This is a genomic window from Rhodococcus sp. MEB064 (assembly GCF_000834565.1).
In the GTDB taxonomy this organism is placed as follows: Bacteria; Actinomycetota; Actinomycetes; order Mycobacteriales; family Mycobacteriaceae; genus Rhodococcoides.
The window spans coordinates 1-21,217 of the sequence record NZ_JXQS01000016.1 but is presented as its reverse complement, the minus strand read 5'-3'; the positions used below and the strand labels follow the sequence as shown (position 1 = coordinate 21,217).

At 67.3% G+C, this 21,217-nt stretch carries 29 protein-coding genes and 1 riboswitch; of the genes, 22 read left to right on the top strand and 7 right to left on the bottom strand.

Features of this window, described 5'->3' with window-relative positions; all coding sequences use genetic code 11:
• Window positions 1-83: 83 nt before the first annotated feature.
• From RU01_RS08755 to RU01_RS08730, 6 genes are all read left to right on the top strand, one after another.
• Window positions 84-956, top strand: coding sequence for a hypothetical protein (locus tag RU01_RS08755; protein ID WP_042574154.1), 873 nt, complete (start codon window positions 84-86; stop codon window positions 954-956).
• A gap of 103 nt (window positions 957-1,059) precedes the next feature.
• Complete coding sequence (locus tag RU01_RS08750; protein WP_042574153.1) at window positions 1,060-1,971, top strand: cation diffusion facilitator family transporter; 912 nt, start codon at window positions 1,060-1,062, stop codon at window positions 1,969-1,971.
• A gap of 6 nt (window positions 1,972-1,977) precedes the next feature.
• Window positions 1,978-2,116: riboswitch (cobalamin riboswitch) on the top strand.
• A 30-nt stretch (window positions 2,117-2,146) separates the two neighbouring features.
• Window positions 2,147-2,830 carry an energy-coupling factor ABC transporter permease gene (locus tag RU01_RS08745; protein WP_042574152.1) on the top strand — a complete coding sequence of 228 codons (684 nt, stop codon included), beginning with the start codon at window positions 2,147-2,149 and terminating at the stop codon, window positions 2,828-2,830.
• Complete coding sequence (locus RU01_RS08740; protein ID WP_042574151.1) at window positions 2,823-3,149, top strand: energy-coupling factor ABC transporter substrate-binding protein; 327 nt, start codon at window positions 2,823-2,825, stop codon at window positions 3,147-3,149. Before RU01_RS08745 ends, RU01_RS08740 begins: the two co-directional genes overlap by 8 nt.
• Window positions 3,150-3,902 carry a cobalt ECF transporter T component CbiQ gene (cbiQ, locus tag RU01_RS08735; protein WP_042574150.1) on the top strand — a complete coding sequence of 251 codons (753 nt, stop codon included), beginning with the start codon at window positions 3,150-3,152 and terminating at the stop codon, window positions 3,900-3,902. It abuts the gene before it with no gap.
• Complete coding sequence (locus RU01_RS08730) at window positions 3,899-4,744, top strand: energy-coupling factor ABC transporter ATP-binding protein (RefSeq protein WP_042574149.1); 846 nt, start codon at window positions 3,899-3,901, stop codon at window positions 4,742-4,744. The genes cbiQ and RU01_RS08730 overlap by 4 nt, the downstream gene beginning before the upstream one ends.
• A 1-nt stretch (window position 4,745) precedes the next feature.
• On the opposite strand, the gene RU01_RS08725 is transcribed toward RU01_RS08730, so the two are convergent.
• Window positions 4,746-5,408 carry a hypothetical protein gene (locus RU01_RS08725; RefSeq protein ID WP_042574148.1) on the bottom strand — a complete coding sequence of 221 codons (663 nt, stop codon included), beginning with the start codon at window positions 5,406-5,408 and terminating at the stop codon, window positions 4,746-4,748.
• Between the two features lie 292 nt (window positions 5,409-5,700).
• Between RU01_RS08725 and RU01_RS08720 the strand changes: the two genes are divergently transcribed.
• The 3 genes from RU01_RS08720 (at window position 5,701) to yczR (ending at window position 8,969) form a co-directional block, all read left to right on the top strand.
• Window positions 5,701-6,990, top strand: coding sequence for an adenylosuccinate synthase (locus tag RU01_RS08720; RefSeq protein ID WP_042574264.1), 1,290 nt, complete (start codon window positions 5,701-5,703; stop codon window positions 6,988-6,990).
• A 137-nt stretch (window positions 6,991-7,127) separates the two neighbouring features.
• Window positions 7,128-7,490 carry an LGFP repeat-containing protein gene (locus RU01_RS08715; protein ID WP_042574263.1) on the top strand — a complete coding sequence of 121 codons (363 nt, stop codon included), beginning with the start codon at window positions 7,128-7,130 and terminating at the stop codon, window positions 7,488-7,490.
• Window positions 7,491-7,505: 15 nt separating this feature from the next.
• Entirely contained in the window at window positions 7,506-8,969 is a 1,464-nt protein-coding gene (yczR, locus tag RU01_RS08710) for a MocR-like transcription factor YczR (RefSeq protein ID WP_042574147.1), read from the top strand.
• 26 nt (window positions 8,970-8,995) lie between these two features.
• Here yczR and RU01_RS22810 read toward each other — a convergent pair whose 3' ends face one another.
• On the bottom strand, window positions 8,996-9,145 hold the full coding sequence (locus RU01_RS22810) for a hypothetical protein (RefSeq protein ID WP_156148847.1): 150 nt from the start codon (window positions 9,143-9,145) through the stop codon (window positions 8,996-8,998).
• Between the two features lie 189 nt (window positions 9,146-9,334).
• Between RU01_RS22810 and RU01_RS08705 the strand changes: the two genes are divergently transcribed.
• Window positions 9,335-9,562 (top strand): DUF3072 domain-containing protein, encoded by a 228-nt coding sequence (locus RU01_RS08705; protein ID WP_042574262.1) that lies wholly within the window; start codon window positions 9,335-9,337, stop codon window positions 9,560-9,562.
• Here the strand turns inward: RU01_RS08705 and RU01_RS08700 are convergent.
• A complete protein-coding gene (locus RU01_RS08700; RefSeq protein ID WP_042574146.1) occupies window positions 9,559-9,948 on the bottom strand; it encodes a winged helix-turn-helix transcriptional regulator in 390 nt (129 codons plus the stop codon). The genes RU01_RS08705 and RU01_RS08700 overlap by 4 nt on opposite strands.
• A 129-nt stretch (window positions 9,949-10,077) precedes the next feature.
• On the opposite strand from RU01_RS08700, the gene RU01_RS08695 reads away from it, so the two are divergent.
• Complete coding sequence (locus RU01_RS08695) at window positions 10,078-10,935, top strand: SDR family oxidoreductase (RefSeq protein WP_042574145.1); 858 nt, start codon at window positions 10,078-10,080, stop codon at window positions 10,933-10,935.
• A gap of 199 nt (window positions 10,936-11,134) precedes the next feature.
• Window positions 11,135-11,473 (top strand): STAS domain-containing protein, encoded by a 339-nt coding sequence (locus tag RU01_RS08690; protein WP_042574144.1) that lies wholly within the window; start codon window positions 11,135-11,137, stop codon window positions 11,471-11,473.
• On the opposite strand, the gene RU01_RS08685 is transcribed toward RU01_RS08690, so the two are convergent.
• From RU01_RS08685 to RU01_RS08675, 3 genes are read right to left on the bottom strand one after another with little or no spacing between them, the layout of a single operon-like run.
• Complete coding sequence (locus tag RU01_RS08685; protein ID WP_042574143.1) at window positions 11,457-12,638, bottom strand: zinc-dependent alcohol dehydrogenase; 1,182 nt, start codon at window positions 12,636-12,638, stop codon at window positions 11,457-11,459. The genes RU01_RS08690 and RU01_RS08685 overlap by 17 nt on opposite strands.
• A 12-nt stretch (window positions 12,639-12,650) precedes the next feature.
• On the bottom strand, window positions 12,651-13,565 hold the full coding sequence (locus tag RU01_RS08680) for a glucose 1-dehydrogenase (protein WP_042574261.1): 915 nt from the start codon (window positions 13,563-13,565) through the stop codon (window positions 12,651-12,653).
• Window positions 13,566-13,604: 39 nt separating this feature from the next.
• Window positions 13,605-14,663, bottom strand: a complete 1,059-nt coding sequence (locus RU01_RS08675) for an NAD(P)H-binding protein (RefSeq protein ID WP_052493188.1) — start codon at window positions 14,661-14,663, stop codon at window positions 13,605-13,607.
• 136 nt (window positions 14,664-14,799) lie between these two features.
• Here RU01_RS08675 and RU01_RS08670 point away from each other — a divergent pair, with 136 nt between their 5' ends.
• On the top strand, window positions 14,800-15,504 hold the full coding sequence (locus tag RU01_RS08670) for a GAF and ANTAR domain-containing protein (protein ID WP_052493198.1): 705 nt from the start codon (window positions 14,800-14,802) through the stop codon (window positions 15,502-15,504).
• On the opposite strand, the gene RU01_RS08665 is transcribed toward RU01_RS08670, so the two are convergent.
• On the bottom strand, window positions 15,505-16,443 hold the full coding sequence (locus tag RU01_RS08665) for a DAPG hydrolase family protein (RefSeq protein ID WP_231568646.1): 939 nt from the start codon (window positions 16,441-16,443) through the stop codon (window positions 15,505-15,507).
• A 127-nt stretch (window positions 16,444-16,570) separates the two neighbouring features.
• Between RU01_RS08665 and RU01_RS22080 the strand changes: the two genes are divergently transcribed.
• From RU01_RS22080 to RU01_RS08620, 9 genes are all read left to right on the top strand, one after another.
• The gene (locus tag RU01_RS22080) at window positions 16,571-17,143 is read left to right on the top strand and encodes a TetR/AcrR family transcriptional regulator (RefSeq protein WP_162245376.1); all 573 of its coding nucleotides are present in this window, start codon (window positions 16,571-16,573) and stop codon (window positions 17,141-17,143) included.
• A 132-nt stretch (window positions 17,144-17,275) separates the two neighbouring features.
• The gene (locus RU01_RS08655) at window positions 17,276-17,923 is read left to right on the top strand and encodes a methyltransferase (RefSeq protein ID WP_197074722.1); all 648 of its coding nucleotides are present in this window, start codon (window positions 17,276-17,278) and stop codon (window positions 17,921-17,923) included.
• A 25-nt stretch (window positions 17,924-17,948) separates the two neighbouring features.
• A complete protein-coding gene (locus RU01_RS08650; protein WP_042574141.1) occupies window positions 17,949-18,131 on the top strand; it encodes a CDGSH iron-sulfur domain-containing protein in 183 nt (60 codons plus the stop codon).
• 47 nt (window positions 18,132-18,178) lie between these two features.
• Window positions 18,179-18,649, top strand: coding sequence for a Fur family transcriptional regulator (locus RU01_RS08645; RefSeq protein ID WP_042574140.1), 471 nt, complete (start codon window positions 18,179-18,181; stop codon window positions 18,647-18,649).
• Complete coding sequence (locus RU01_RS08640) at window positions 18,646-19,083, top strand: hypothetical protein (RefSeq protein WP_042574139.1); 438 nt, start codon at window positions 18,646-18,648, stop codon at window positions 19,081-19,083. Before RU01_RS08645 ends, RU01_RS08640 begins: the two co-directional genes overlap by 4 nt.
• 26 nt (window positions 19,084-19,109) lie before the next feature.
• Window positions 19,110-19,334, top strand: coding sequence for a hypothetical protein (locus RU01_RS08635; RefSeq protein WP_042574138.1), 225 nt, complete (start codon window positions 19,110-19,112; stop codon window positions 19,332-19,334).
• Window positions 19,335-19,433: 99 nt separating this feature from the next.
• Entirely contained in the window at window positions 19,434-20,036 is a 603-nt protein-coding gene (locus RU01_RS08630) for a hypothetical protein (RefSeq protein WP_156148845.1), read from the top strand.
• 48 nt (window positions 20,037-20,084) lie between these two features.
• Window positions 20,085-20,531, top strand: coding sequence for a phage holin family protein (locus RU01_RS08625; protein WP_042574137.1), 447 nt, complete (start codon window positions 20,085-20,087; stop codon window positions 20,529-20,531).
• Complete coding sequence (locus tag RU01_RS08620) at window positions 20,528-21,103, top strand: DUF3618 domain-containing protein (RefSeq protein WP_042574136.1); 576 nt, start codon at window positions 20,528-20,530, stop codon at window positions 21,101-21,103. The genes RU01_RS08625 and RU01_RS08620 overlap by 4 nt, the downstream gene beginning before the upstream one ends.
• The last annotated feature ends 114 nt before the right edge of the window (window positions 21,104-21,217 follow it).

Below are 21,217 nucleotides of genomic sequence, written 5' to 3'. Positions count from 1 at the left end.
TCCCTGTGGACGAATTCTGATTGCTCCACAGGCAGCAACCAGCACCACGGCGTGGCCGGCGGCGAGTCGCTCACACTCGTGCCATGACACTGCTGCACCGTTCGACGAGCGAGGTTACCGACGCGACGCTCCGGGGCCTCGTGAGCAGGGGTGAGCTGGTCAGAGTCAGCCGCGGCACGTACATCACTCGTCAGGAGTGGGCGGCGGCGTCGGCTGACGAGCGCTATCGGATGAGAGTGCTGAGCACACTGTCGCGGCGATCGTCCGACGCCGTCGCCAGCCACGAATCGGCCGCAGTGCTGCACCGACTACCGATCCTCGCGCCCGACAGGACACGCGTTCACATCAGCATGGACGGGCGCGGCGGGGGATCGACCAGTTCGACGGTCGCCGAGCATCGAGTGCCGCTCACGGCATCGGACATCATGCTCGTCGACGGTCTGGCGGTGACCACACCTGCACGGACCGCGCTCGACATTGCGTGCACGGTCCCGTTCGAGGCGGCGCTCTGTGCCGTCGAGTCAGCGCTGAGGTGTCACCGAGCCGACCTGCCCGGCACCCTCGAGCGCATGGGTCGTCGACGAGGTGTCGGGACAGCGCGGCGAGCTGTCGACATGGCGAGTCCGCTGACCGAGAGCATCGGGGAGTCCTGGAGCAGAGCTTTGATGATGCGGTGGCCCGAGGTTCCGGCGCCGAGGCTGCAACATGTCTTCCGTGACGTCGACGGTCGCGTCGTCGCACGGACGGACTTCGACTGGGACGGCACCCTGGTCGGCGAGTTCGACGGCATGGTGAAGTACGAGGGCGGGGCGTCGTCCGTCGTCCAGGAGAAGTTGCGCGAGGATGCTCTACGAGCGCTCGGATGCCACGTGGTGCGGTGGACGTGGGCGGATCTGCGCGAACCCGAGAGGCTGCGACGTCTGCTGGCGGCAGCGATGGAACGGGCTTCCCGCTGACCTTTCGTCTTCCCGCGGTCACTGCAACCACGGAGGGAAGTCAGAACTCCCGCCGGAACAGGTGGCTCCCCATATGCACGATCCTGCATGTATCGTCACGGGCATGGGAGCGGGGCACGGACACGCGCACACACCGGCACAGGGGGCCGGCGAGGGGCGGCTGCGGCGGATGGGGATCGCCTGGTTCGTCCTCGTTGCATTCTTCGCGCTGGAGCTGACGGTCGGCCTGGTGATCGGGTCCCTCGGGCTGCTTGCCGACGCGGGCCACATGCTCACCGACATCATCGGGATGACGATGGGCCTCATCGCACTGAGCCTCGCGCGCCGCGGAAGCAATTCTGCTGCACGGACATTCGGCTGGCACCGCGCGGAGGTGCTGACGGCCGTGGCCAATGCGGTGCTGCTGCTCGGTGTCGCGGTATTCATCTTCGTCGAGGCGATCCGGCGTATCGGCGACCAGCCCGACATCCCCGGCCTCGCGATGGTGCTGACGGCCGCGGCGGGTCTGGTCGCGAACCTCGTGGTCATGCTGCTCATCCGCGCCGACGCGAAGGATTCGATCGCGGTACGCGGTGCCTATCTCGAAGTGCTGGCGGACACGGTGGGCAGCGTCGGAGTGCTGATCGCGGGCGTTCTCCTGCTCGTCTTCGACTGGACGTGGGCGGACATCGTCGTCGGTATCGCCATCTCGCTGTGGGTGGTGCCGCGCGCGCTGTCGCTGGCGGGCCAGTCGCTGCGCATCCTCACCCAGGCGAGCCCGTCGAACGTGGACATCGCCGCCCTCGAAGCAGATCTCCGCGCGCTGCCCGGCGTCGTGGACGTGCACGACCTGCACGTGTGGACTCTGACCACCGGCATGGACGTGGCCACCGTGCACATCACCTCCGACGGCTCGGCGTCCGTGATGCTCGCCAGGGGAAAGACGGTGTTGTCCTCGTACGGTCTCGATCACGCGACCGTGCAGGTCGAACCTGCTGTCCACGGACCGACATGCAGGGACGAACTCACCTGGTGACGGTGTGCGAGTATGACCGGAGCGGGTCACCAGCACTCGCTCCGTGCTGGTGAGGGGAACCCGGTGAGATTCCGGGACGGTCGCGCCACTGTGAACGGACTAGCAGTCCGTGAGTCAGATCGCCGAGCCGTGCACGGTAACTCGAATCGGACGCGCAATCTGAGGAGTTCCACTCGTGCATATCGCCGAGGGTTTTCTGCCACCCGTTCACGCGGCAGTCTGGACGTGCGTCGCGGCGCCGTTCGTCGTTCACGGTGCTCGCGCCGTCGTCATCCAGGTCAGGGAGAACCCGAGCAGCAGGCTGCTTCTGGGCGCGGCGGGGGCGTTCACGTTCGTCCTGTCCGCGATCAAACTCCCGTCGGTGACCGGCAGCTCGAGCCACCCCACCGGAACCGGGTTGGGGGCGGTGCTGTTCAAGCCCCCGGTCATGGCGTTCCTCGGCACGGTGGTGCTGCTGTTCCAGGCATTGCTGTTGGCCCACGGAGGATTGACGACGCTCGGAGCCAACGCGTTCTCGATGGCCGTCGTCGGTCCGTGGGTGGGGTACGCCGCGTTCCGCCTCACCGGAATGCTGGGCGGAGGTCTGTCGCTCTCGGTGTTCTTCGCGATGATGCTGGCGGATCTGTCCACGTACTGCACGACGTCCGTGCAGATCGCGTTGGCGTTCCCCGATCCGCAGAGCGGCGTGCTCGGTGCCGTCACGAAGTTCCTGTCGATCTTCGCCGTCACCCAGATTCCTCTCGCCATCGCCGAGGGTCTGCTGGGTGTCCTGGTGTTCCGCGTCCTGCGCACCGTCGCGACGCCGGAACTGCTATCTCTGGGTGTGCTCCGACGGGAGAAGGGCGCCGTCGATGCGTAGGAACGTGTGGATCAACCTGCTGCTCGCGGGCGGGGTCGTGCTCATCGTCGGTGCAGCGCTGCTGCTCGACGCCGGCCGCAGCGGTGACCAGGAACGGTTCGTCGGATCCGATTCGGCGGCCACTGCACGGATCGAGGAGGACCACCCGGACTACGTCCCGTGGTTCACCTCGGTCTTCTCCCCGACGTCCAGTGAGGTCGAGTCGGGCCTGTTCGCGCTGCAGGCGGCGGTCGGCGGCGTGATCCTCGGATACGTGGTGGCGGCGCTGCGTGGACGTCGGAAGTTGGAAGCGTTGCGCGCCGAACTCGAGCGGACCTAGATGCAGGGTCTCGCGACCGACGACGCGGCGTGGGCCAGTGCGTGGCGCACGCGATCCGTCGCCGACAAGGCACTGCTGTCGCTCGGTCTCGTGGTGTGCGCGTTGCTGCTGCCGCCGTGGCCGGGGGCCGTCGTCGTCACCGCGGTCTCTCTGGGCGCTGTGACGGTCATGGCTCGAACGCCGCTGCGGCCGGTGCTGCGCGCACTCGCTGCCCCTGCGGTGTTCATCGCGCTGGGTGCCGTCTCGGTCGCGATCACCGTCACGGCGACGCCCGACTGGAGCATCGGTGTGACGCAGGACAGCGTCGGGCGCGCCCTCGAGGTGTCCGGGCACGCGGTCGCCGGGACGTCGGCGGTTCTCCTGCTCGCCATGACGACTCCGATGATCGACATCCTGTCGGGACTGCGACGACTCCGGGTCCCGCAGGCGTGCATCGACGTCGCCGCCGTGATGTACCGGTTCCTGTTCGTGCTGCTGGTGTCGGTCCACACCATCCGTCAGTCGCAGTCCTCGCGGCTGGGCTACTCCTCGCCGCGGCGCTCGATGCAGTCGGCGGGTCTGCTGACGGCTGCCGTCCTGGTGAAATCCTGGGATCGGGCGTCCCGACTCGAAGCGGGGCTGGCCGGGCGCGAGTTCGGTGACGCCGTGTCCGCCGATCCGATCGACGTGCAGCGCAGTTCACCGGCTTTCCTGTCGGTCACGGTGCTGGTTCTCGCCGCGGTGGTCGCGGTGTCGCTCGGAGGTGCGCGATGAGCCATCGCACGATGACTGCTCGCGACATCGTCGTCCGCTATCAGGGCGGTCCGCCGGTCCTGCGGGGTGCGACGATCGACGTACCCGCGGCGCGACGGGTGTCGCTGTTGGGAGCCAACGGGTCGGGAAAGACAACTCTGCTGCGCTGTCTGTCGGGAGCTGTCGAGCCCGACGCCGGCCGTGTGGAGATCGACGACGTTCCGCTGCGGTATTCGCGGTCCGGCCTGCGCGCGCACCGACAGGAAGTGCAGTTGGTGCTGCAGGACCCCGACGATCAACTGTTCTCGGTCGACGTCTATCGCGACGTCGCGTACGGCCCGGTCAATTTGGGCCTCACCGCCGGGGAGATCCGCGACCGGACGGACGCCGCGCTCGACGTGATGGGTATCGACCATCTGCGGTCCCGCCCGACGCATCAGCTCTCCTACGGCGAGCGCAAGCGTGTGGCGACGGCAGGAGCCGTGGCTATGCGTCCCTGCATCCTGCTTCTCGACGAGCCCACTGCCGGCCTGGATCCGCAGGGTGTCGACGAGATGTTCGCCGCGCTGTCCCGCCTCGAGAACGCACACACGACGGTGGTGTTGTCGACGCACGACGTCGCGCTCGCGCTCGAGTGGTCTCACTCGGTTGCCGTCGTCGTCGACGGCGTCGTGGTGCAGGGGGACCCGGTGACATTGTTGTCGGACGAGGACCTGGTGAGGCAGGCCCGTCTGCGGACTCCGTGGACGCTGGCGTTGGCGGCGGAGCTGGCGGCCGACGGGTTGCTGGATCCGAACGCGCGGCCGCGCAATGCTGCCGAACTGCGTGAGTCGTTGGCGGCCTCGCGGAACGCCGGCGTCTAGGTCAGCGGACGAGCAACCACTGCTTGTCGTGGCGGTAGATCGTCGACCGCGTGGTCTCGCGGGGAATGTCGACACCGTCCTTGGTGAGCCGAGCGGCGGTGGCGCCCAGCTGCATCGCCCGGCCGGTGATCCAGCGCTTGCGGAACAGGCCACGCTTGCCCTGGACGCGTGCCCGCAGGCCGGGCATCTCCAGGGTGGGGGAGACCTCGATGCCGGGGACCTCGCCGGAGAAGAGTCGGGTGTCGTCGACGTATGCCTCGCCGACCAGGTGGCCTCGCGGACCGGAGACGGTGGCGAGCCCGACGACGGCGGAGCCGGCATCGTCCCGGATCAACGGGGTGGGGGACGCCTTGCCCGACAGCGCGACCTTCGCCGCGCGGGACCCGGTGCCGACGCGGAACAGATGGCTGGCCTCGCTGGCCGATTCCGCGACGTACGCGAGTTCGATGTCGAGACGGTCGCGTCGCATGAGTCGGGTGAGGACGGCGGCGAGGGAGGCGTCGGTGCCCAGCACGATCAGACGCGGGTCGTGCAGTCCGTCGAGTTCCGCGAGCACCGCATCGCATTCTTCCCTCGACGGCACCTCGGGCACCGCGGTCAGCGGTAGCGAGGACAGCGCGATGGGCACCAGGGGCCTGCCGCACTGCAAGACGAACGGAGTCACGCGAAAGGGTCCTTTGTCATCGCTCGGGAGGGTCGTTGTCCACCATAATCAGGACTTCGGGGACGTGGACTCCGGAGTGAGCGTCGCCGGGTCTCGATTACGCGTCGCTTTGACCGGGCGACCGCGACAGAAGACCAGGCAGTACGGTGTGCGGTCGGCTGCGAGCGGTGCCGTTCGGCCCGGGCGGTACACTGTGTCACCGGTCATGGTCGATGCACGACGTTCGTCGTGTCATCCTCACGAGCCGCAGCCCGGGACGGTCCGGCTGCTCATTCGAGTGATGGAGCAACACATGCCGGCAATCGTCCTCATCGGCGCCCAGTGGGGCGACGAGGGCAAGGGCAAGGCCACCGATCTCTTCGGCGAGCGGCTGCAGTGGGTGGTGCGCTACCAGGGTGGCAACAACGCCGGTCACACCGTCGTCCTGCCCAACGGTGACAAGTTCGCGCTGCACCTCATCCCGTCGGGAATCCTGTCCCCGGGCGTCAACAACGTGATCGGCAACGGCGTCGTGGTGGATCCGGGTGTGCTGCTCACCGAGCTCGACGGCCTCGAGAAGCGTGACGTCGATACGACGAAACTGCTGCTCAGCGCCGATGCGCACCTGATCATGCCGTACCACGTGGCCATCGACAAGGTCACCGAGCGGTTCCTCGGAGCTCGCAAGATCGGCACCACGGGCCGCGGCATCGGCCCGTGCTACCAGGACAAGATCGCCCGCGTGGGAGTGCGCGCCGCGGATGTCCTGGACGAGAAGATCCTCACGCAGAAGGTCGAGGCGGCACTGGAGTTCAAGAACCAGGTGCTGGCCAAGATCTACAACCGTCGTGCGCTGGATCCCGCAGCCGTGGTCGAGGAAGTCCTGGGCCAGGCCGAAGGCTTCAAGCACCGCATCTCCGACACCAGGCTCGCGCTGAACCAGGCGCTCGAGCGCGGGGAGACCGTGCTGCTCGAGGGTTCGCAGGGCACGTTGCTCGACGTCGACCACGGGACCTATCCGTTCGTGACGTCGTCCAACCCGACCGCGGGTGGCGCATCCGTCGGCTCCGGTGTGGGTCCCGGCCGCATCACCACGGTCCTCGGCATCCTGAAGGCGTACACGACGCGTGTCGGCTCGGGCCCGTTCCCCACGGAGCTGTTCGACGAGTCGGGGGAGTACCTGGCCAAGCAGGGCGGCGAGGTGGGTGTCACCACCGGCCGCGCACGCCGCACCGGATGGTTCGACGCCGTCATCGCCCGCTATGCGACGCGGGTCAACGGCATCACGGACTACTTCCTCACCAAGCTGGACGTGCTGTCGTCACTCGACACCATCCCGATCTGCGTCGCGTACGACGTGGACGGCGTCCGCCACGACGACATGCCGATGACGCAGACCGGTTTCCACCACGCGAAGCCGATCTACGAGGAGATGCCGGGGTGGTGGGAAGACATCTCGGGCGCGCGCTCGTTCGAGGAGTTGCCCGTCAACGCCCAGAAGTACGTGTTGCGACTCGAGGAGCTGTCCGGGTCCCACATGTCGTACATCGGCGTCGGGCCGGGTCGGGATCAGACCATCGTGCGTCGAGACATCCTGGGCTGATCGGTCGGTTTTTCCGGCTTGTCACAAATGTGATGACGAAAGTGCCTGCATAGCTCATACTGTGGCTCAGGCTCGCTATGAGACGGAACAGTTGGATCCGTTTCTCGGCGGGACCGAGTCACTGGAGGGTGGCCGCCATGGACAGCACGTACGTCGGACTCGAGGTCTTCGAGTGCCAGTTCGAGCGGTTCGCCCTGGAGCATTCGTGGATCGGCACCCGTGTCGGTGAACTGATGCTCGGTCCGCGCGGCGGCGGCATGCTCGAGTTCCAGCACGCGGTCGTGTTCGCGCTCCCCGAGGGTGGTGCGTTCGAGGTGCACGGCGAGATCCTCGCCTGGTATCTCGACCACGGCGGAGCCGGCGGCACGCTCGGGTATCCGGTGACCAATCAGAAGCGCACGCCTACCGGCCACGGCCGGTACAACGTGTTCGAGGGTGGCACCGTCGGGTGGCTACCGGGCACGGGCGCCTTCCTGATGGGATCCGCCCGCACGGCCTGAGCGATACTGGCTCTCATGGTGAGTCGAGTGATCGGTGCGGCGACGCTGGTGCGCGACCTCGGTCACTGGCGCCCGTCCGGCAAGCATCGGCCCGTGTACCGGGCGCTGGCCGACGGGATCCGCCTCCTGGTGCACGACGGCCGTATCCCGCTCGGGGTGGCGCTGCCCAGCGAACGCGACCTGGCCGGTGCGCTGACCCTGTCCCGGACGACCGTCACCAATACCTATGCGGCACTGCGCGACGAGGGCTACCTGCTCAGCCGGCAGGGCTCACGCAGCACGGTCGCACTTCCGCCGGCGACCCGCCGTCCGAGTTCCGGTCGCGTCGTGAACGCCGGGCAGCCCGGGCCGGCATCGGTGATCGACATGACCCATGCTGCGGTGACCGCACCCTCCGAGGAGGTCACGCGCGCGTATACCGCTGCGCTGGAAGCGCTTCCGGCGTACTACACCGGCCACGGTATCGAGCCCGTCGGGATCGTCGCCCTACGTCGCGCGATCGCTCGACGCTACGACGAGCGTGGTCTCCCGACGTCGCCGGATCAGATCATGGTGACCTCCGGCGCGCAGCAGGCGTGGCGACTCCTGCTCGAGGTGTTGGTCTCGCCCGGTGATCGGGTCGTGGTCGATCATCCGACGTATCCCAATGCGCTGGAGGCCATCCGACGTACGGCAGCCCGCGCGGTACCGGTGCCGCTGCGCCCGTCCGGTGACTCCGCGCGACGGTGGGATCTGGACGCGATACGCGACGCGGCGTCGCAGACCGGGGCCCGGATGGCCTACGTTCTCCCCGACTTCCACAATCCGACGGGCGCACTGCTCGACGCGGACGGTCGAGCCGAACTGGCGTCGAATGCGCGTCGTACCGGCACGACCCTCGTGGTCGACGAGTCCATGGCCGATCTGTGGCTCGACGAGGCGCCCCCGCCGCCGGTGGCGTCGGTCGGGCATCCGTCGACGGTCGTGACCGTCGGGTCGGCCTCGAAGTCGTACTGGGGTGGACTGCGGGTGGGATGGATCCGGGCGGCACCGTCGCTGATCTCGCGCCTGGCGACGTCACGGGCGGCCGTCGACATCGGCACACCGATCATGGACCAGCTGGCGTGCGCGGCCCTCATCGAGAGGCACGACGAGGTGGTCGTCCCCCGCCGCGCCGAACTACGACGCAATCGCGATGCCCTGACTGCCGCGTTGGCGGACCGTCTTCCCGACTGGACCTACGACCGCGCGCCGGGCGGCCTGTCGCTGTGGTTGCAGATGCCGACGGCGACCTCCACGGCGTTGGCGGCCGTCGCACCGTCGCACGGGGTGGCGGTGGCCGCGGGTCCCCGTTTCGGCGTCGAGGGGGCTTTCGAGCGCTATGTCCGATTGCCCTATGCCGAGAACGGTGACCGCTTGTCGGCTGCGGTGCAGCGATTGGAAACGGCGTACATGTCGCTGGAACCGACCGCGGAGAATTCTTCGTCCGTCGTCCTGTAGAGATCGGACCGTTATCGGCAGAACGGTCAGCGAGAACCGTGGAATTCCTGATCGATCTCGGCGATGTCCCAGGCGTTCTGCGAGCCCAGCTCCTCGCGATCGGCACGAGATGCCGCGCGTCCGAGGAGCACAGCAATGGCCAGTGCGGCTCCGAACCAGAGCACTGCTATTGCCACGAAGACGATCACAACGCCGTTTGTAGCACCCCGGGCTGAAGATTTGCTGGGAAACGAGTGTGTTGCGCGGGTTTGTACGAAGTAAAGCGGCACGAATACGGCTCGGCGAGCCAATGGACCGCACCGTTGCCGTTTGTGGCGCACGTCGAGACGGTTTGCGAGGACGGCGCGATGGGTACAGTCGAACGTATGAGCGATGACAACACACCAGAGAACACCGGCGCTGTCGACCAGAGTGCCGAGAAGGATCCGTCCGACTGGGTGACCGGCGACGAGCCGCCCACCGGTCCCCAGCTGAGCTACCTGGAGACGCTCGCCCGTGAGGCCAAGGAAGATGTTCCGTCCGACCTGAACAAGGCGCAGGCGTCCGAGATGATCGACCGGCTGCAGTCCGAGACCGGTCGCGGCACCAGCTAGATCGTGGCCGTGCTGCGCGCGTCGTACTCGGCGCGCGCAGCCGTCACGGTCGCGATGTTCGACTGGACGAGGTCGATCAGACCCACCAGGTGGTCGGCGGCCGCACGCCCCAGATCCGTCAGGGTGTACTCCACCTTGGGCGGGATCTGCTCCAGCACCGTCCTGGTGACCAGACCGTCGCGCTCGAGACGCTGAAGAGTCTGGGACAGCATCCGCTCACTCACGCCGTCCACGCGCCGTCGCAGTGCCCCGAATCGGTACGGGCCCTCCGCCAGCGCAGCGAGCGCCAGCACGCCCCATCGACCGGTGATGTCCTGCATCGTGTCGCGGGACGAGCAGTTGCGCGAGAACACGTCTGCTTCGAGTGTGGGATCGATGTCGGGCACACTCCCAGAGTACCAGCCGAACAGTCACCGGTTACTGATGATGTTGCACTGTACGAAAAGTAAGCGCATAGTGGTCGACGAGCGGTTCGGACCGAGCCGCGTCCGCCTTTTCGACCCAGGAGACATGTCATGACCACATATGCGGTGACCGGAGCTACGGGCCAGTTCGGTTCGGCAGCCGTCCACGCACTTCTCGACCACGGTGTCGCGGCGAGCGACATCGTCGCCGTCGTCCGCAACGAGGCCAAGGCTGCCGATCTTGCCGCTCGCGGCGTGACCATCCGCGTCGCCGACTACGGCGATCCGGCGAGTTTGCGTGCCGCGTTCGACGGCGTCGACAAGCTGCTGCTCGTCTCGGGTTCGGAGGTCGGCAAGCGAGTTGCGCAGCACACCAACGTGATCGAGGCGGCCGAGGCCGCGGGTGTCTCGTTGATCGCGTACACCAGCGTGCTGAAGGCTGACACGAGCACGATCAGTCTTGCTCCCGAGCATGTCGCGACCGAGGAGCGCCTGGCCTCGTCGTCGGTGCCGTCCGTCCTGCTCCGTAACGGGTGGTACTGGGAGAACTACGCCGCGTCGGTCGACCAGGCTGCGGCGACCGGAGCCATCATCGGCAGCGGTGGCCAGGGTGTCCTCGCGGGTGCGGCACGTGCCGACTACGCCACCGCTGCGGTGGCCGTCCTACTTTCCGACGACCAGGCCGGCAAGGTCTACGAGCTGGGTGGCGAGCGTCTGACCTACGACGGCGTGGCCGATGCGATCGCCGCGGTCATCGGCTCCGGCGTCACCTACAAGGATCTGTCCACCGACGAGCACGTCGGTGCGCTCGAAGGTGCAGGTCTGCCCACCCCGGTCGCGCAGATGCTCGCGAGCGCCGACGCGGGCATCGCACGCGGGGATCTGGACACCGAGTCCGGTGTTCTGGCGAGGCTCCTCGGCCGCGAGCCCGTGTCGGCCGCCGACGCGTTGCGAGCTACCCGGAGCTGACACGGGAGCGGTACCGGCAGCTCGGTCGGGGTGCCGGTAGCGCCGTGACCCTTCTGTTACTTACCGTGATCTATTCGTGATCTTGCCGTCTGTGGGAACGTCACCCGGGTCCGGCAACATCATCGACACGGTGGTCCAGAGTCGGGCCCTTCGCTGAACACACCCGGTCGCGGCCGGGAAGCGCCGAAAAGGTACATCGATGACGTCACACACCCCGTCCACCGATCAACTCCCGATCTCCTTCACCATCGATGCCCCCGTCACCGGCTCGCCGACGCTCACCGTTCACGGCGACGTCGACCTGGTCACGGCTTTCGAGTTCGAAACCGCGCTACGGCATCGGCTGGCGGTCTCCGCCCTCGTCCTCGATCTCGGCGGCGTCGAATTCTTCAGTTCAGCCGGCGTGACGGCCATCGAGAACGCGCTGGCGGAGTCGCCGCACGCCATCGACCGCGTCATCGCGCCGTCGATGCGCGTACGGCGAACCCTCGGCGTTCTCGAGCTCGACCGACTGGTCCCGATCACGGTCGGAGAATGATCTTCACCGCGCCGTCCTGCTTCTTCTGAAAGATGTCGTAGGCGTGCGGTGCGTCGGTCAACGGCAGTGTATGCGTCGCGAAGTCGTCGACACCCAGCGGATCCGCATCGGTCAGCAGCGGCATGATGTCGTCGACCCACCGCTTCACGTTCGCCTGTCCCATGTGGAGGCGGATCTGCTTGTCGAACATCGTCATCATCGGCATGGGGTCCGCCGCGCCGCCGTAGACACCCGACAGTGAGATGGTTCCGCCGCGGCGCACGATGTCGACGGCGGAGTACACGGCGTCGAGTCGGTCTACTCCCGCTTTCTCCATCATCGGCTTCGCCAGTGCATCGGGAAGTAGACCGGCGAGCTGCTGCGCCGCCTTGGCCACCGGGGAACCGTGCGCCTCCATGCCGACGGCGTCGACGACGGAATCCGTTCCGCGGCCGTCGGTGAGGTCACGGATGGCATCCCCGACCTGTCCGCCGTGGGCGCGCAGATCGACGGTCTCGACACCGCGGGCGCGCGCACGCTCGAGGCGCTCCGGCACCCTGTCGACGCCGATGACCCGATAGCCCAGATGGATGCCGATGCGTGCGGCCATGTCGCCGATGGGGCCGAGTCCGAGAACCGTGAGTGTGCCGCCCTCGGGAACATCGGCGTACTGCACGGCCTGCCATGCTGTCGGCAGGACATCGGACAGGTAGACGAACCGGGAGTCGTCGGGACCCTCCGGCACCGCGATGTGAGTGAAGTCGGCGTGCGGGACCCGGAGGTACTCGGCCTGTCCGCCGGGCACGGATCCGTACAGCTCGGAGTAGCCGAACAACGCTGCGCCCATGCCGGATTCGCGAACCTGCGTCGTCTCGCACTGTGTGTAGAGCAGCTTGTCGCACATGTAGCACGAGCCACAGGAAATCTGGAACGGGATGACCACACGATCGCCGACCGACAGGTTCGACACCGCGCTTCCCACCTCACGCACGATGCCCATGGGCTCGTGGCCCAGGATGTCGCCCGCATTCATGAACGGGCCGAGCACCTCGTAGAGGTGCAGATCGGATCCGCAGATGTTGGTCGATGTCACTTCGATGATGGCGTCGGTGGGCTCCTGGATCACCGGATCCGGGACGGTATCGACTCGAACGTCACGCTTGCCGTGCCATGTCACTGCTTTCATGAGTGTTGCCTCTCAGAGAATGGGTGCGCCACCGGTGACACCGATGACCTGACCTGTGATGTAGCTGGATTCGCCCGACGCGAGGAACACGTAGGCGGGTGCGAGTTCGGCGGGTTGACCGGCGCGGCCCAGCGGTACCTGGTCACCGAAGCCGTCGACACTGTCCGACGGCATTGTCGCGGGAATCAATGGGGTCCAGATCGGCCCCGGCGCAACGACATTGATGCGGATTCCGCGAGGTGCCACCTCGGACGCCAGTCCTTTCGAGAAGTTGATGATGCCGGCCTTGGTGGTGGCGTAGTCGAGCAGCTCCGGTGACGGGGACACCCCTTGCACCGAGGCGGTGTTGACGATGGTCGCGCCCGGCTCCATCACCGACACGGCCTTTTTCGACAACCAGAACAGTGCGTACAGATTCGTCTTGAGAACTCGGTCGAACTGCTCGGTGCTGATGTCGGCGATGCCGCCGCTCTGCGCCATCTGGAACGCGGCGTTGTTCACCAGGATGTCCAGACCGCCGAGTTCGCGGAACGCCGTGTCGATCAGATCGTTGCAGTGCTCTTCGCTGCGGATGTCGCCCGGAGCCTTCACCGCCCGCCGGCCGGCCTCCTCGACGAGGCGCGCCGTCTGCGTCGCGTCCTCCTCCTCGGCGTCGAGATAGGACAGGACGACGTCCGCGCCTTCGCGCGCGAAGGCCAGCGCGACGGCCCGGCCGATGCCGCTGTCGGCGCCGGTGATCAGCGCTTTGCGGCCCGTGAGTCGGCCCGATCCCCGGTAGGTGCTCTCCCCGTGGTCGGGTGTGGTCCGGAGGTCGCCGGTCAGTCCCGGATGCGAGATCGGTTCCTGCCCTTCGCGATCCGGTACTCCGTACGCAGTCGTCGGGTCACGTTTGGTGTACTGGTCGACTGTCTCTTCGGTATTCGTCATCTTCGGCGGGTACCCGAAGGACGACGCCGGAACCACCCGTCAGGACTTGGGATGCAGCATTGCCCGCGAGATCTTCCCGGTCGGGGAGTGGACGACGTCGCCGTCCTGCAGGCTGACCACGCCACCGGCCCACGAGGGGTCGGTGTCGGCAGCGGACTGGGGATCGGTCGTTCCCTCCGCGTCCGTGCCGTCGTGGGTGCTGGTTTCAAGGGAGCGCCTGATCGACTCGTCGATCCCGACCAGCTCGCCCACCGCGTCGGCGAAGGTGTCCGTCGCCGCGTTGCCCCGTCGGACGACCATGTCGTGATGGAGACTGTCAACCAGGGATATCACGGTGCCCGGGGGCATGCCGGTGATGGTGGCGACCGCCCGCCCGACGACCGGTGTGGGGACCAGCGGGACGCGGAACTGCGGCCGCGCCAAGCCCGCGATGTCCGCGTAGCGCGAGAGCAGCTCGGGGTAGGTGAGCACTTCGGTTCCGCCGATGTCGAAGGATCCGGCGATCGGGTCGGCCTTCAGCGCGGCGGCGATGATCTGCAGGACATCGGTCGTGGCGATGGGCTGCACCTTGTTCACCATCCAACTGGGAACCGGGGTGACGGGCAGCCGCTCGACCATCTTGCGGACCAACTCGAACGACGTCGATCCCGCGCCCAGGATGATTGCCGCGCGCAGCACGGTGGCCGGCACCGACGAGTTGAGGAAGACTTCCTCGACCTGCAGGCGGGAGCGGATGTGGTCGGACAGCTCGATGTCGTCGTCGGGAACGTGCCCGGAAAGATAGACGATGCGGCCGACGCCGTGCTTCTCCGCGGCCGCGGCGACAGCCTGAGCTGCCTCGCGGTCTTTTTTGACGAAGTCGCCGTCGTCCATCGAATGCACCAGGTAGACCACCGCGTCGGCGCCGCTCACCGCGCTGTCGATGGAGTCGTGGTCGGTGATGTCGAAGTGCACCGGCGTCACGTCCTCGTTCCAGGCGAACGACGACGCTTTGCTGTCGTCGCGCATGGCCGCGAGGACGACGTGGCCGTCGCCGAGGAGGAAAGGAATGAGTCGGGAACCGATGTAGCCGGTGGACCCGGTGACGAGAATGCGCAACGACGTGCCTTTCGGTGGGTCGTCCTTGTTTACCCGAGGGGCCGTGCGGTCAATCCATAGGTGCCGACGGACACATATGTCCGGTCGGCACAGTGGGGTGTTCCGTTCAGCCCGCCCGACATGGATGGAGCAGCGTATGAGCGAGCGAGACATCACGTCGGCGTTGGCGCTGTTCGCCCGAGACCTGACGGCGCACGGCGACCTCGACACCAAGCTCAGAGAGATCACGCGAGCGGCATTGGACCTGGTCCCGGGCGCCGACGCGGCGGACATCGTGGAGATCGCCGGACGCAAGTCGACATTCACCTCGCACGGACCGACATCCGATCTCCCTCCCCGCCTCGACGCGCTGCAGATCGAGTTCGGCGAGGGTCCGTGTCTCGACGCGGCGACGTCGGTGGAAGTCGTGCGAGCGGACGATCTCACTCTCGAGATGCGGTGGCCGAAGTATGCGCCCGCAGCCGTCGAGGCCGGTGTGCGTAGTTCGCTGTCGTTCCAGCTGTTCACCCACAGGGACACGTTCGGCGCCCTCAACCTGTTCGCTCACGAACCGTCCGCCTTCAGCGACGAGGCGATCGCTGTGGGGGAGGCGCTGGCGACCCACGCGGCGATCGCTCTGACCTCCAGCCGGGTCGAGGACCAGCTCCACTCGGCCCTGGCGTCGCGCGACATCATCGGACAGGCCAAGGGAATGATCATGGAGCGGTTCGGTGTGGACGCCGAGCACGCGTTCTCCCTGCTGACCCGCCTGTCCCAGGATTCCAACACCGCGATCAGTCGGTTGTCGGCCGAGCTGGTGTCGAAGGGTTCCGAGTCGAAGAGCTCGGGGTCGACGGGCTGATCAGCGCGAGAATTCCGCGTACAGCTCCGGCAGGAACTGCGCGAGGTGGTTCATCTCCTGCCCGCAGTGCAGCATCAGGTCCCGACCGAGGTCCAGGCCCAGTTGCAGGTCCGTCGGGTCCACCGAGGCGCCTCGGGCGACGGCATTGGCTGCCTGCGTCAGATCGGGGACGTGCAGCCCCCGCAGGTTGAGGTGGAAACGGCTGCGCATCTCGGCGCCGCCGTCGATCGGCCGGACCTGATGGGCGAGCCACCCCAGGTCGACCGGTGCGATGCTGCTGCCGACGCGTCCGAAGATGATCGTCTGATCGGTCGGCACGGTGAATCCGTGAGCGACGGGGTCCCGGAAGTTGATCCCCAGCTGCTGCAGCTTGGGTCCCACGTACTCGTCGACGTATGTCGTGTTGCCGATGTACTTCTGCTTGTCCGGCAGCGACGTGCCCGTCAGATCGGTCGCCAATGACGCGTATTGGTGGGCGTCGGGATGCCACAACTTGTAGCGCGCGGCCTCGGTGGAATGCCATCCGAACCACCAGTCCCACATCGCCGCGGTGACGCCCGGCATCTCCGTCCGCGCCGCCACGAACACCACACCGTCGGCGCCCTGCCCGTATCCGGTTTCGACGGCCGATGTTCCGGTGGCGGCGAGGTCGTGGGTGATGTCGTCGAAGCGGGGCACCGCTGCCGCGGGCAGTGGGGGAGCAGCGACGGCGTCGAGCACGTGCTGCTGAGCGGGGGCGGTGCGCGGTTGCATGTACCTCGCGTAGGGCAGATCGACGTCGGCGCCCCGGTACCCCGGATAACGGTGCGTGTCGGCAGGCGCTCCGAGAGCGACGGGAGCGGCGGAACTTCGTGGTGCGACGGCGAGCGTGACAGCCCCGGCGGCGACAGCGGCAGCAGCGAAGAAGCCGCGGCGACCCATGGTTCGATTCCTCAACATCTGTATAGAAAACGGGTCGGTGGCTCCGGTGTCAAGAGCTTCTCCCCGGACCGGACATCGATGCGACGGCGGGCACGGATGTCCGATTGATTATCTTTCCGCACGTCAGGGCCGTAATATGCTCGACGTGGATCCAGCGAACAAGCCCAGTAGGCGGCTGCTCATCGCCGAAGCTGCCGTTCGTGTCCTGGCCGAACGCGGGCCGCGGGGGTTCACCCATCGCGCTGTCGACGAGGCCACCGGCCTCGGTGCCGGGGCCGTCAACTACCACGCGCCGAACCGCGCGACCTTGCTCGCGTTGGCCCTCGACGAGGTGTTCCGCCGCGATCTCGAGGTGGCCGCGCGGCACTTCGCCCTGCAGTCGTGGGAGCACGAAGCAGTCGTCGGTGCCCTCGTGGGGTTCGTCCGCGAGATGTGCAGCGACGCGCATCGCGGCCGGGTCATGGCGCGCCACCACCTCCTCGGCGAAGGCCTGGTGCGTCCCGAACTGAAGGCAGCGTTCGACTCGCAACTCGGGGCGTTCGTGGCCTTGGTGGCGTCCAAGATGGCCGAGGCGGGATACCCGGCCACCGTCGCATCCGCGGAGTTGTTCGCGATGTCGGTGGACGGTCTGCTGAGCAGACAGGTCGTGATCGGGTCGGAACCATTGCCGGACGACGAGATTCCGCGCATCGCGGAGATCATCGCGCGACGATGGTGACCATTCTTCGCGGCGTTTGAGTAACCGGTGAGCGGGAATGCATAGGTAACTGATGGCGGCAATTGTCGCCAGCGCACCGCTGCGCCGACGGAAGGTACTCGTGTGACGACGGTTCACCGCGACACGATCGATATGATTCGCGCTCACCCCGGTGTGTATGCCCCGCAGGACGACTCCCGACTGATGTGCGACGTCATGCCTGTAGCAGCATCGCCGCTCGATGCCCGAGTCCTGGACCTGTGCACCGGAACCGGCGTCCTCGCCCTGGAGGCGGCATGTCTCGGGGCTCGCGAGGTGCTCGCCTACGACCTCGACTCCCGTGCCGTCGCGTGCGCACTGGACAACGCCGATCGGATCGGCGTGACCGTCGATGCTCGGCAGGGAACTCTCGAGGACGCGCTTCTCGCGGCGCCCTTCGATCTGGTGGTGTCCAATCCTCCCTACGTTCCGTCGCCCGCCGCGCCCACCGGACGTGGAGTGCATCGCGCGTGGGATGCGGGTTCCGACGGCCGGATCGTCCTGGATCCGCTGTGTGACAACGCGTCCGATCTCCTCGTCCCGGGCGGCACGATGCTGATCGTGCAGTCCGAGTTCGCCGGGGAGGCGCGCACGGTCGAGCGCTTGCGTCGCTCCGGAACCACGGTGGACGTCGTCGCGCGTCGCCGCATCGCGTTCGGTCCGGTGATGCACGCACGTGCCGAGTGGCTCGAGTCGACGGGTGCGCTGCAGCCGGGCCGTCGTTCCGAGGAACTGGTGGTCATCCGTGCCCGACGCCCCTGACCCGCGGGCCGCCCGAGCCGTCCGGATGGTGCCCGGCGGCCCCGTCATGGTGGAGGGTCCCGTCGTCGTCGAACTCGACGACGGCACGAGCGTGCGTTCCGATCGGTTCATGGTGGCGCTGTGCGCGTGCCGCCGCAGCAAGAATTATCCCTTCTGCGACACCAGTCACCGTCGCAAGATCAGGGCGGCGGCGCCGACCACGGACTGACCGGGACGAAGTGGTTTCGCACGTCCGTCCGAGGGCACACCGGCGTCGTGCAAACAGACGAAGTCGCGACGGTCGCACCGTCGGAAACGCACTGGAAGCGGGTGCTGCGCGATCGAGGCCTGCGGGTGACGCGGCCCCGCATGCGAGTGCTTCGCGTGGTGGCCGAGCACCCGCACGTCGACGCCGGTTTCGTGGCGCGCACACTGTCGCCGCAGGGGATGTCCCGCCAGACCGTGTACGGGAACCTGGACGCCCTGGTGTCGGCGCGGTTGCTCCGCCGGATCGAGCCGGCCAACTCCCCCGCGCTGTACGAACTACGGGTGGACGGAGACGACCACCATCACCTGATGTGTCGGCAATGCCGGCAGGTGTTCGACACGTCGCTGACCACCGACGTCCGCCGCTCGACGGGCGACCCGGACGACTTCGCGGTCGACGGTATCGACGTCTTCTTCTGGGGGGTGTGCGGACGCTGTCGCGGTTCGCACGGATACGGCGAGGGTAACCACTCGACATGAGTGAAGACCGCGAGAAGATGCTGGCCGACCACCGCCGTCCCACCGACGCGGACGACGCCACGGTGTCCGCTGTGGGTTCGGTGTCCGAGGCCCTGGAGTGGGTGGAACGTGCACGCGGACAGCTGTATTCGTTCCATCAGATGATGGGGCACGCAGATCTGCAACTGGGTAAGGCTGCCGACGAGCTGCGGGAGGCCGGCCACACTGCTGCAGCCGACGCGCTCGAGGCAGAGGTCGTCGGACGCAACGTGATCGAGGGCCGATGGACCTTTCAGATCGTCGAGGATTTCGACGACGGGTACTGGTCCACGGTGCGCGAGCACGAGCGTCGGATCCGCGACGATCTGATGGGCGGCCGCAGACACGTCTTCGAGGCGGAGATGAAAGAGGACCGTCGCACCCACGGCCAACGAGGGCACGAAGCCACGCCCTGACCTTTCGAGACACGAGGAGAACGACGATGACAGTGACAGCAGACATGCTCGAGCACCTGCTGGAGGCACCCGACGGAACGTCGTTGGTGCTGCGTGACGGTCGGCCCGTCGTGACCGACGACGAGTCCGACTCCGTGTTGATCACCACGAAAGCGGCGATCGTGGAGCAACTGGGCGACGACCGTTCCCCGGAACGTCTGGCGACCGCGGCGGCCGCCCTGGACGACATGGTGGACAAACTCGGAGCCTGACCATTCCTTCCGGTTTTCTCGGTGAGAACGGTTTCTCCGTTCTTCGCGGGATATCTCAGCCGGGTCCGAGTACGACTCGCGAACCTGTTGGGACATACCATGACTCACTCCACCGGAAATATTCCTGCACCTCCGCCTCCGGTGTCCGCGGGCCCCCCGCCCGGCCGACACGCGGAGTACGAGCCGCAGTCGACGGCGTCCACGGCCAAGGATCAGGCCGCGGACGTCGCCGGTACTGCTGCCGACAAGACGAAGCACGTGGTATCCGTCGCGCAGGATCAGGCTGCGTCCGTCGCCGGCGAGGCGACCGACCGCGCGAAGGAACTCGCGCACCAGACTCGACGCGAACTGACGGATCAGGCAGGTGCGCAACAGAAGCGGGTCGCGTCCGGCCTGCGGTCCCTGGCCGACGAACTGGGTTCGATGGCCGACGGCTCGCAGAACCCGGGCGTGGCGACCGATCTGGCACGGCAGGCCGCCGAGCGCTCGCACACCATCGCATCGTGGTTGGACGACCGTGAACCGGGCCACGTCCTGGACGAGGTCACGGGCTTCGCACGCCGACGGCGGCGTCGAACCTCTCGCCACCACGACGACGGTCGGATACGCCGATCCGGGTGCGGGCGTCACCCCCGGTGGCGACATGCCACCCACCGGCGGCATTCCACCCGCCGGGGGTGTGCAGCCGTCGGGCTTCGGTGAGGCGATGGGTCCCCCCGACTTCGGCACCGATCCCACCGGGCGGCTGCCGTGACCGCACCGAACACCCGGTCGGACGGAAACCCGTCGATCGGTGAACTGCTCTCCAACGTCAGTGAGGATCTCTCGGTGCTGATGCGCCAGGAGCTCGCGCTGGCCAAGGCGGAGGCCCGTCAGACCGCCACCCGCGCCGGTAAAGGGGCCGGAATGCTCGCCGGTGCAGCAGTTGCCGGGTATTTCGTGCTGCTGTTCCTGTCGGTCGCTCTGTGGTGGAGCCTCGGCAACGCCATCGGGCGCGGATGGTCGGCACTGGTGGTGACCGTGATCTGGGCCGTCATCGCGGCCGTTCTCGCCGTGGTCGGGCGCTCGTCGCTGAAGTCGGCACCCGGGATGCCCCGCACCACCGACACCGTGAAGGACATCCCCGGGGCGCTCACACCCCACCCGGACACCGTCGCTCGAGACACGAGCGCACATCATGAGGAGAGGCGACCATGACCGAACCCGATGCGATCCGCGCGGACATCGAACGTACGCGGCGGACACTGAGCAACGACGTCGATACCCTTGCCTACGAGGCGAATCCAGCCACCATGGCGAAGCGCAAGGTCAGCAGTGTCACCGGAGCCGTGTCCGGTGTCCGGGACCGTGTGATGGGGTCCGCCCACGACACGACGTCGAGCGCGCAGTCGTCGCTGTCGTCGGCGGGGGACAAGGTCAAGGGTGCTCCGAGCGGTGTCGCGGGCGCCGCACGTGGCAACCCGTTGGCGGCCGGTCTGGTGGCATTCGGAGCGGGACTTATTGCCGCGTCGCTGCTCCCGGCGAGTTCGAAGGAGCAGCAGGCAGCGGAAACGCTGAAGGACAAGGCTTCCCCGTTGGTCGACGAGGCCAGGGATGTCGCGCAGAGCACGGCGGCCAACCTGAAGGAGCCGGCGAAGGACGCAGCGATGTCCGTCAAGGAGACCGCCACCGACGCCGTCGGCACCGTCAAGGACGAGGGCACGTCCGCGGCGCAGGATGTCGGCAACCAGGCCAAGGACGCGAAAGATACTGTTCAGCAGCAGAGCTGAGGCTCAGCCGACCTTCCTGCCGAAGAACGCACGACCCGTCGAGACCGTGAGGCCGAGCAGTCCGCGCATACCCCCGAGGGTCAGCGCGGTCGACCACACGGTCTCGGTGGTCGC

Bases quoted from the DNA above. Each gene is read 5' to 3' on its own strand.
- RU01_RS08755 (WP_042574154.1), top strand. From the start codon at position 84: ATGACACTGCTGCACCGTTCGACGAGCGAGGTTACCGACGCGACGCTC.
- RU01_RS08750 (WP_042574153.1), top strand. From the start codon at position 1,060: ATGGGAGCGGGGCACGGACACGCGCACACACCGGCACAGGGGGCCGGC.
- RU01_RS08740 (WP_042574151.1), top strand. From the start codon at position 2,823: ATGCGTAGGAACGTGTGGATCAACCTGCTGCTCGCGGGCGGGGTCGTG.
- cbiQ (WP_042574150.1), top strand. From the start codon at position 3,150: ATGCAGGGTCTCGCGACCGACGACGCGGCGTGGGCCAGTGCGTGGCGC.
- RU01_RS08730 (WP_042574149.1), top strand. From the start codon at position 3,899: ATGAGCCATCGCACGATGACTGCTCGCGACATCGTCGTCCGCTATCAG.
- RU01_RS08720 (WP_042574264.1), top strand. From the start codon at position 5,701: ATGCCGGCAATCGTCCTCATCGGCGCCCAGTGGGGCGACGAGGGCAAG.
- RU01_RS08715 (WP_042574263.1), top strand. From the start codon at position 7,128: ATGGACAGCACGTACGTCGGACTCGAGGTCTTCGAGTGCCAGTTCGAG.
- yczR (WP_042574147.1), top strand. From the start codon at position 7,506: ATGGTGAGTCGAGTGATCGGTGCGGCGACGCTGGTGCGCGACCTCGGT.
- RU01_RS08705 (WP_042574262.1), top strand. From the start codon at position 9,335: ATGAGCGATGACAACACACCAGAGAACACCGGCGCTGTCGACCAGAGT.
- RU01_RS08695 (WP_042574145.1), top strand. From the start codon at position 10,078: ATGACCACATATGCGGTGACCGGAGCTACGGGCCAGTTCGGTTCGGCA.
- RU01_RS08690 (WP_042574144.1), top strand. From the start codon at position 11,135: ATGACGTCACACACCCCGTCCACCGATCAACTCCCGATCTCCTTCACC.
- RU01_RS08685 (WP_042574143.1), bottom strand. From the start codon at position 12,638: ATGAAAGCAGTGACATGGCACGGCAAGCGTGACGTTCGAGTCGATACC.
- RU01_RS08680 (WP_042574261.1), bottom strand. From the start codon at position 13,565: ATGACGAATACCGAAGAGACAGTCGACCAGTACACCAAACGTGACCCG.
- RU01_RS08670 (WP_052493198.1), top strand. From the start codon at position 14,800: ATGAGCGAGCGAGACATCACGTCGGCGTTGGCGCTGTTCGCCCGAGAC.
- RU01_RS08665 (WP_231568646.1), bottom strand. From the start codon at position 16,443: ATGTTGAGGAATCGAACCATGGGTCGCCGCGGCTTCTTCGCTGCTGCC.
- RU01_RS08655 (WP_197074722.1), top strand. From the start codon at position 17,276: ATGATTCGCGCTCACCCCGGTGTGTATGCCCCGCAGGACGACTCCCGA.
- RU01_RS08650 (WP_042574141.1), top strand. From the start codon at position 17,949: ATGGTGCCCGGCGGCCCCGTCATGGTGGAGGGTCCCGTCGTCGTCGAA.
- RU01_RS08640 (WP_042574139.1), top strand. From the start codon at position 18,646: ATGAGTGAAGACCGCGAGAAGATGCTGGCCGACCACCGCCGTCCCACC.
- RU01_RS08635 (WP_042574138.1), top strand. From the start codon at position 19,110: ATGACAGTGACAGCAGACATGCTCGAGCACCTGCTGGAGGCACCCGAC.
- RU01_RS08630 (WP_156148845.1), top strand. From the start codon at position 19,434: ATGACTCACTCCACCGGAAATATTCCTGCACCTCCGCCTCCGGTGTCC.
- RU01_RS08620 (WP_042574136.1), top strand. From the start codon at position 20,528: ATGACCGAACCCGATGCGATCCGCGCGGACATCGAACGTACGCGGCGG.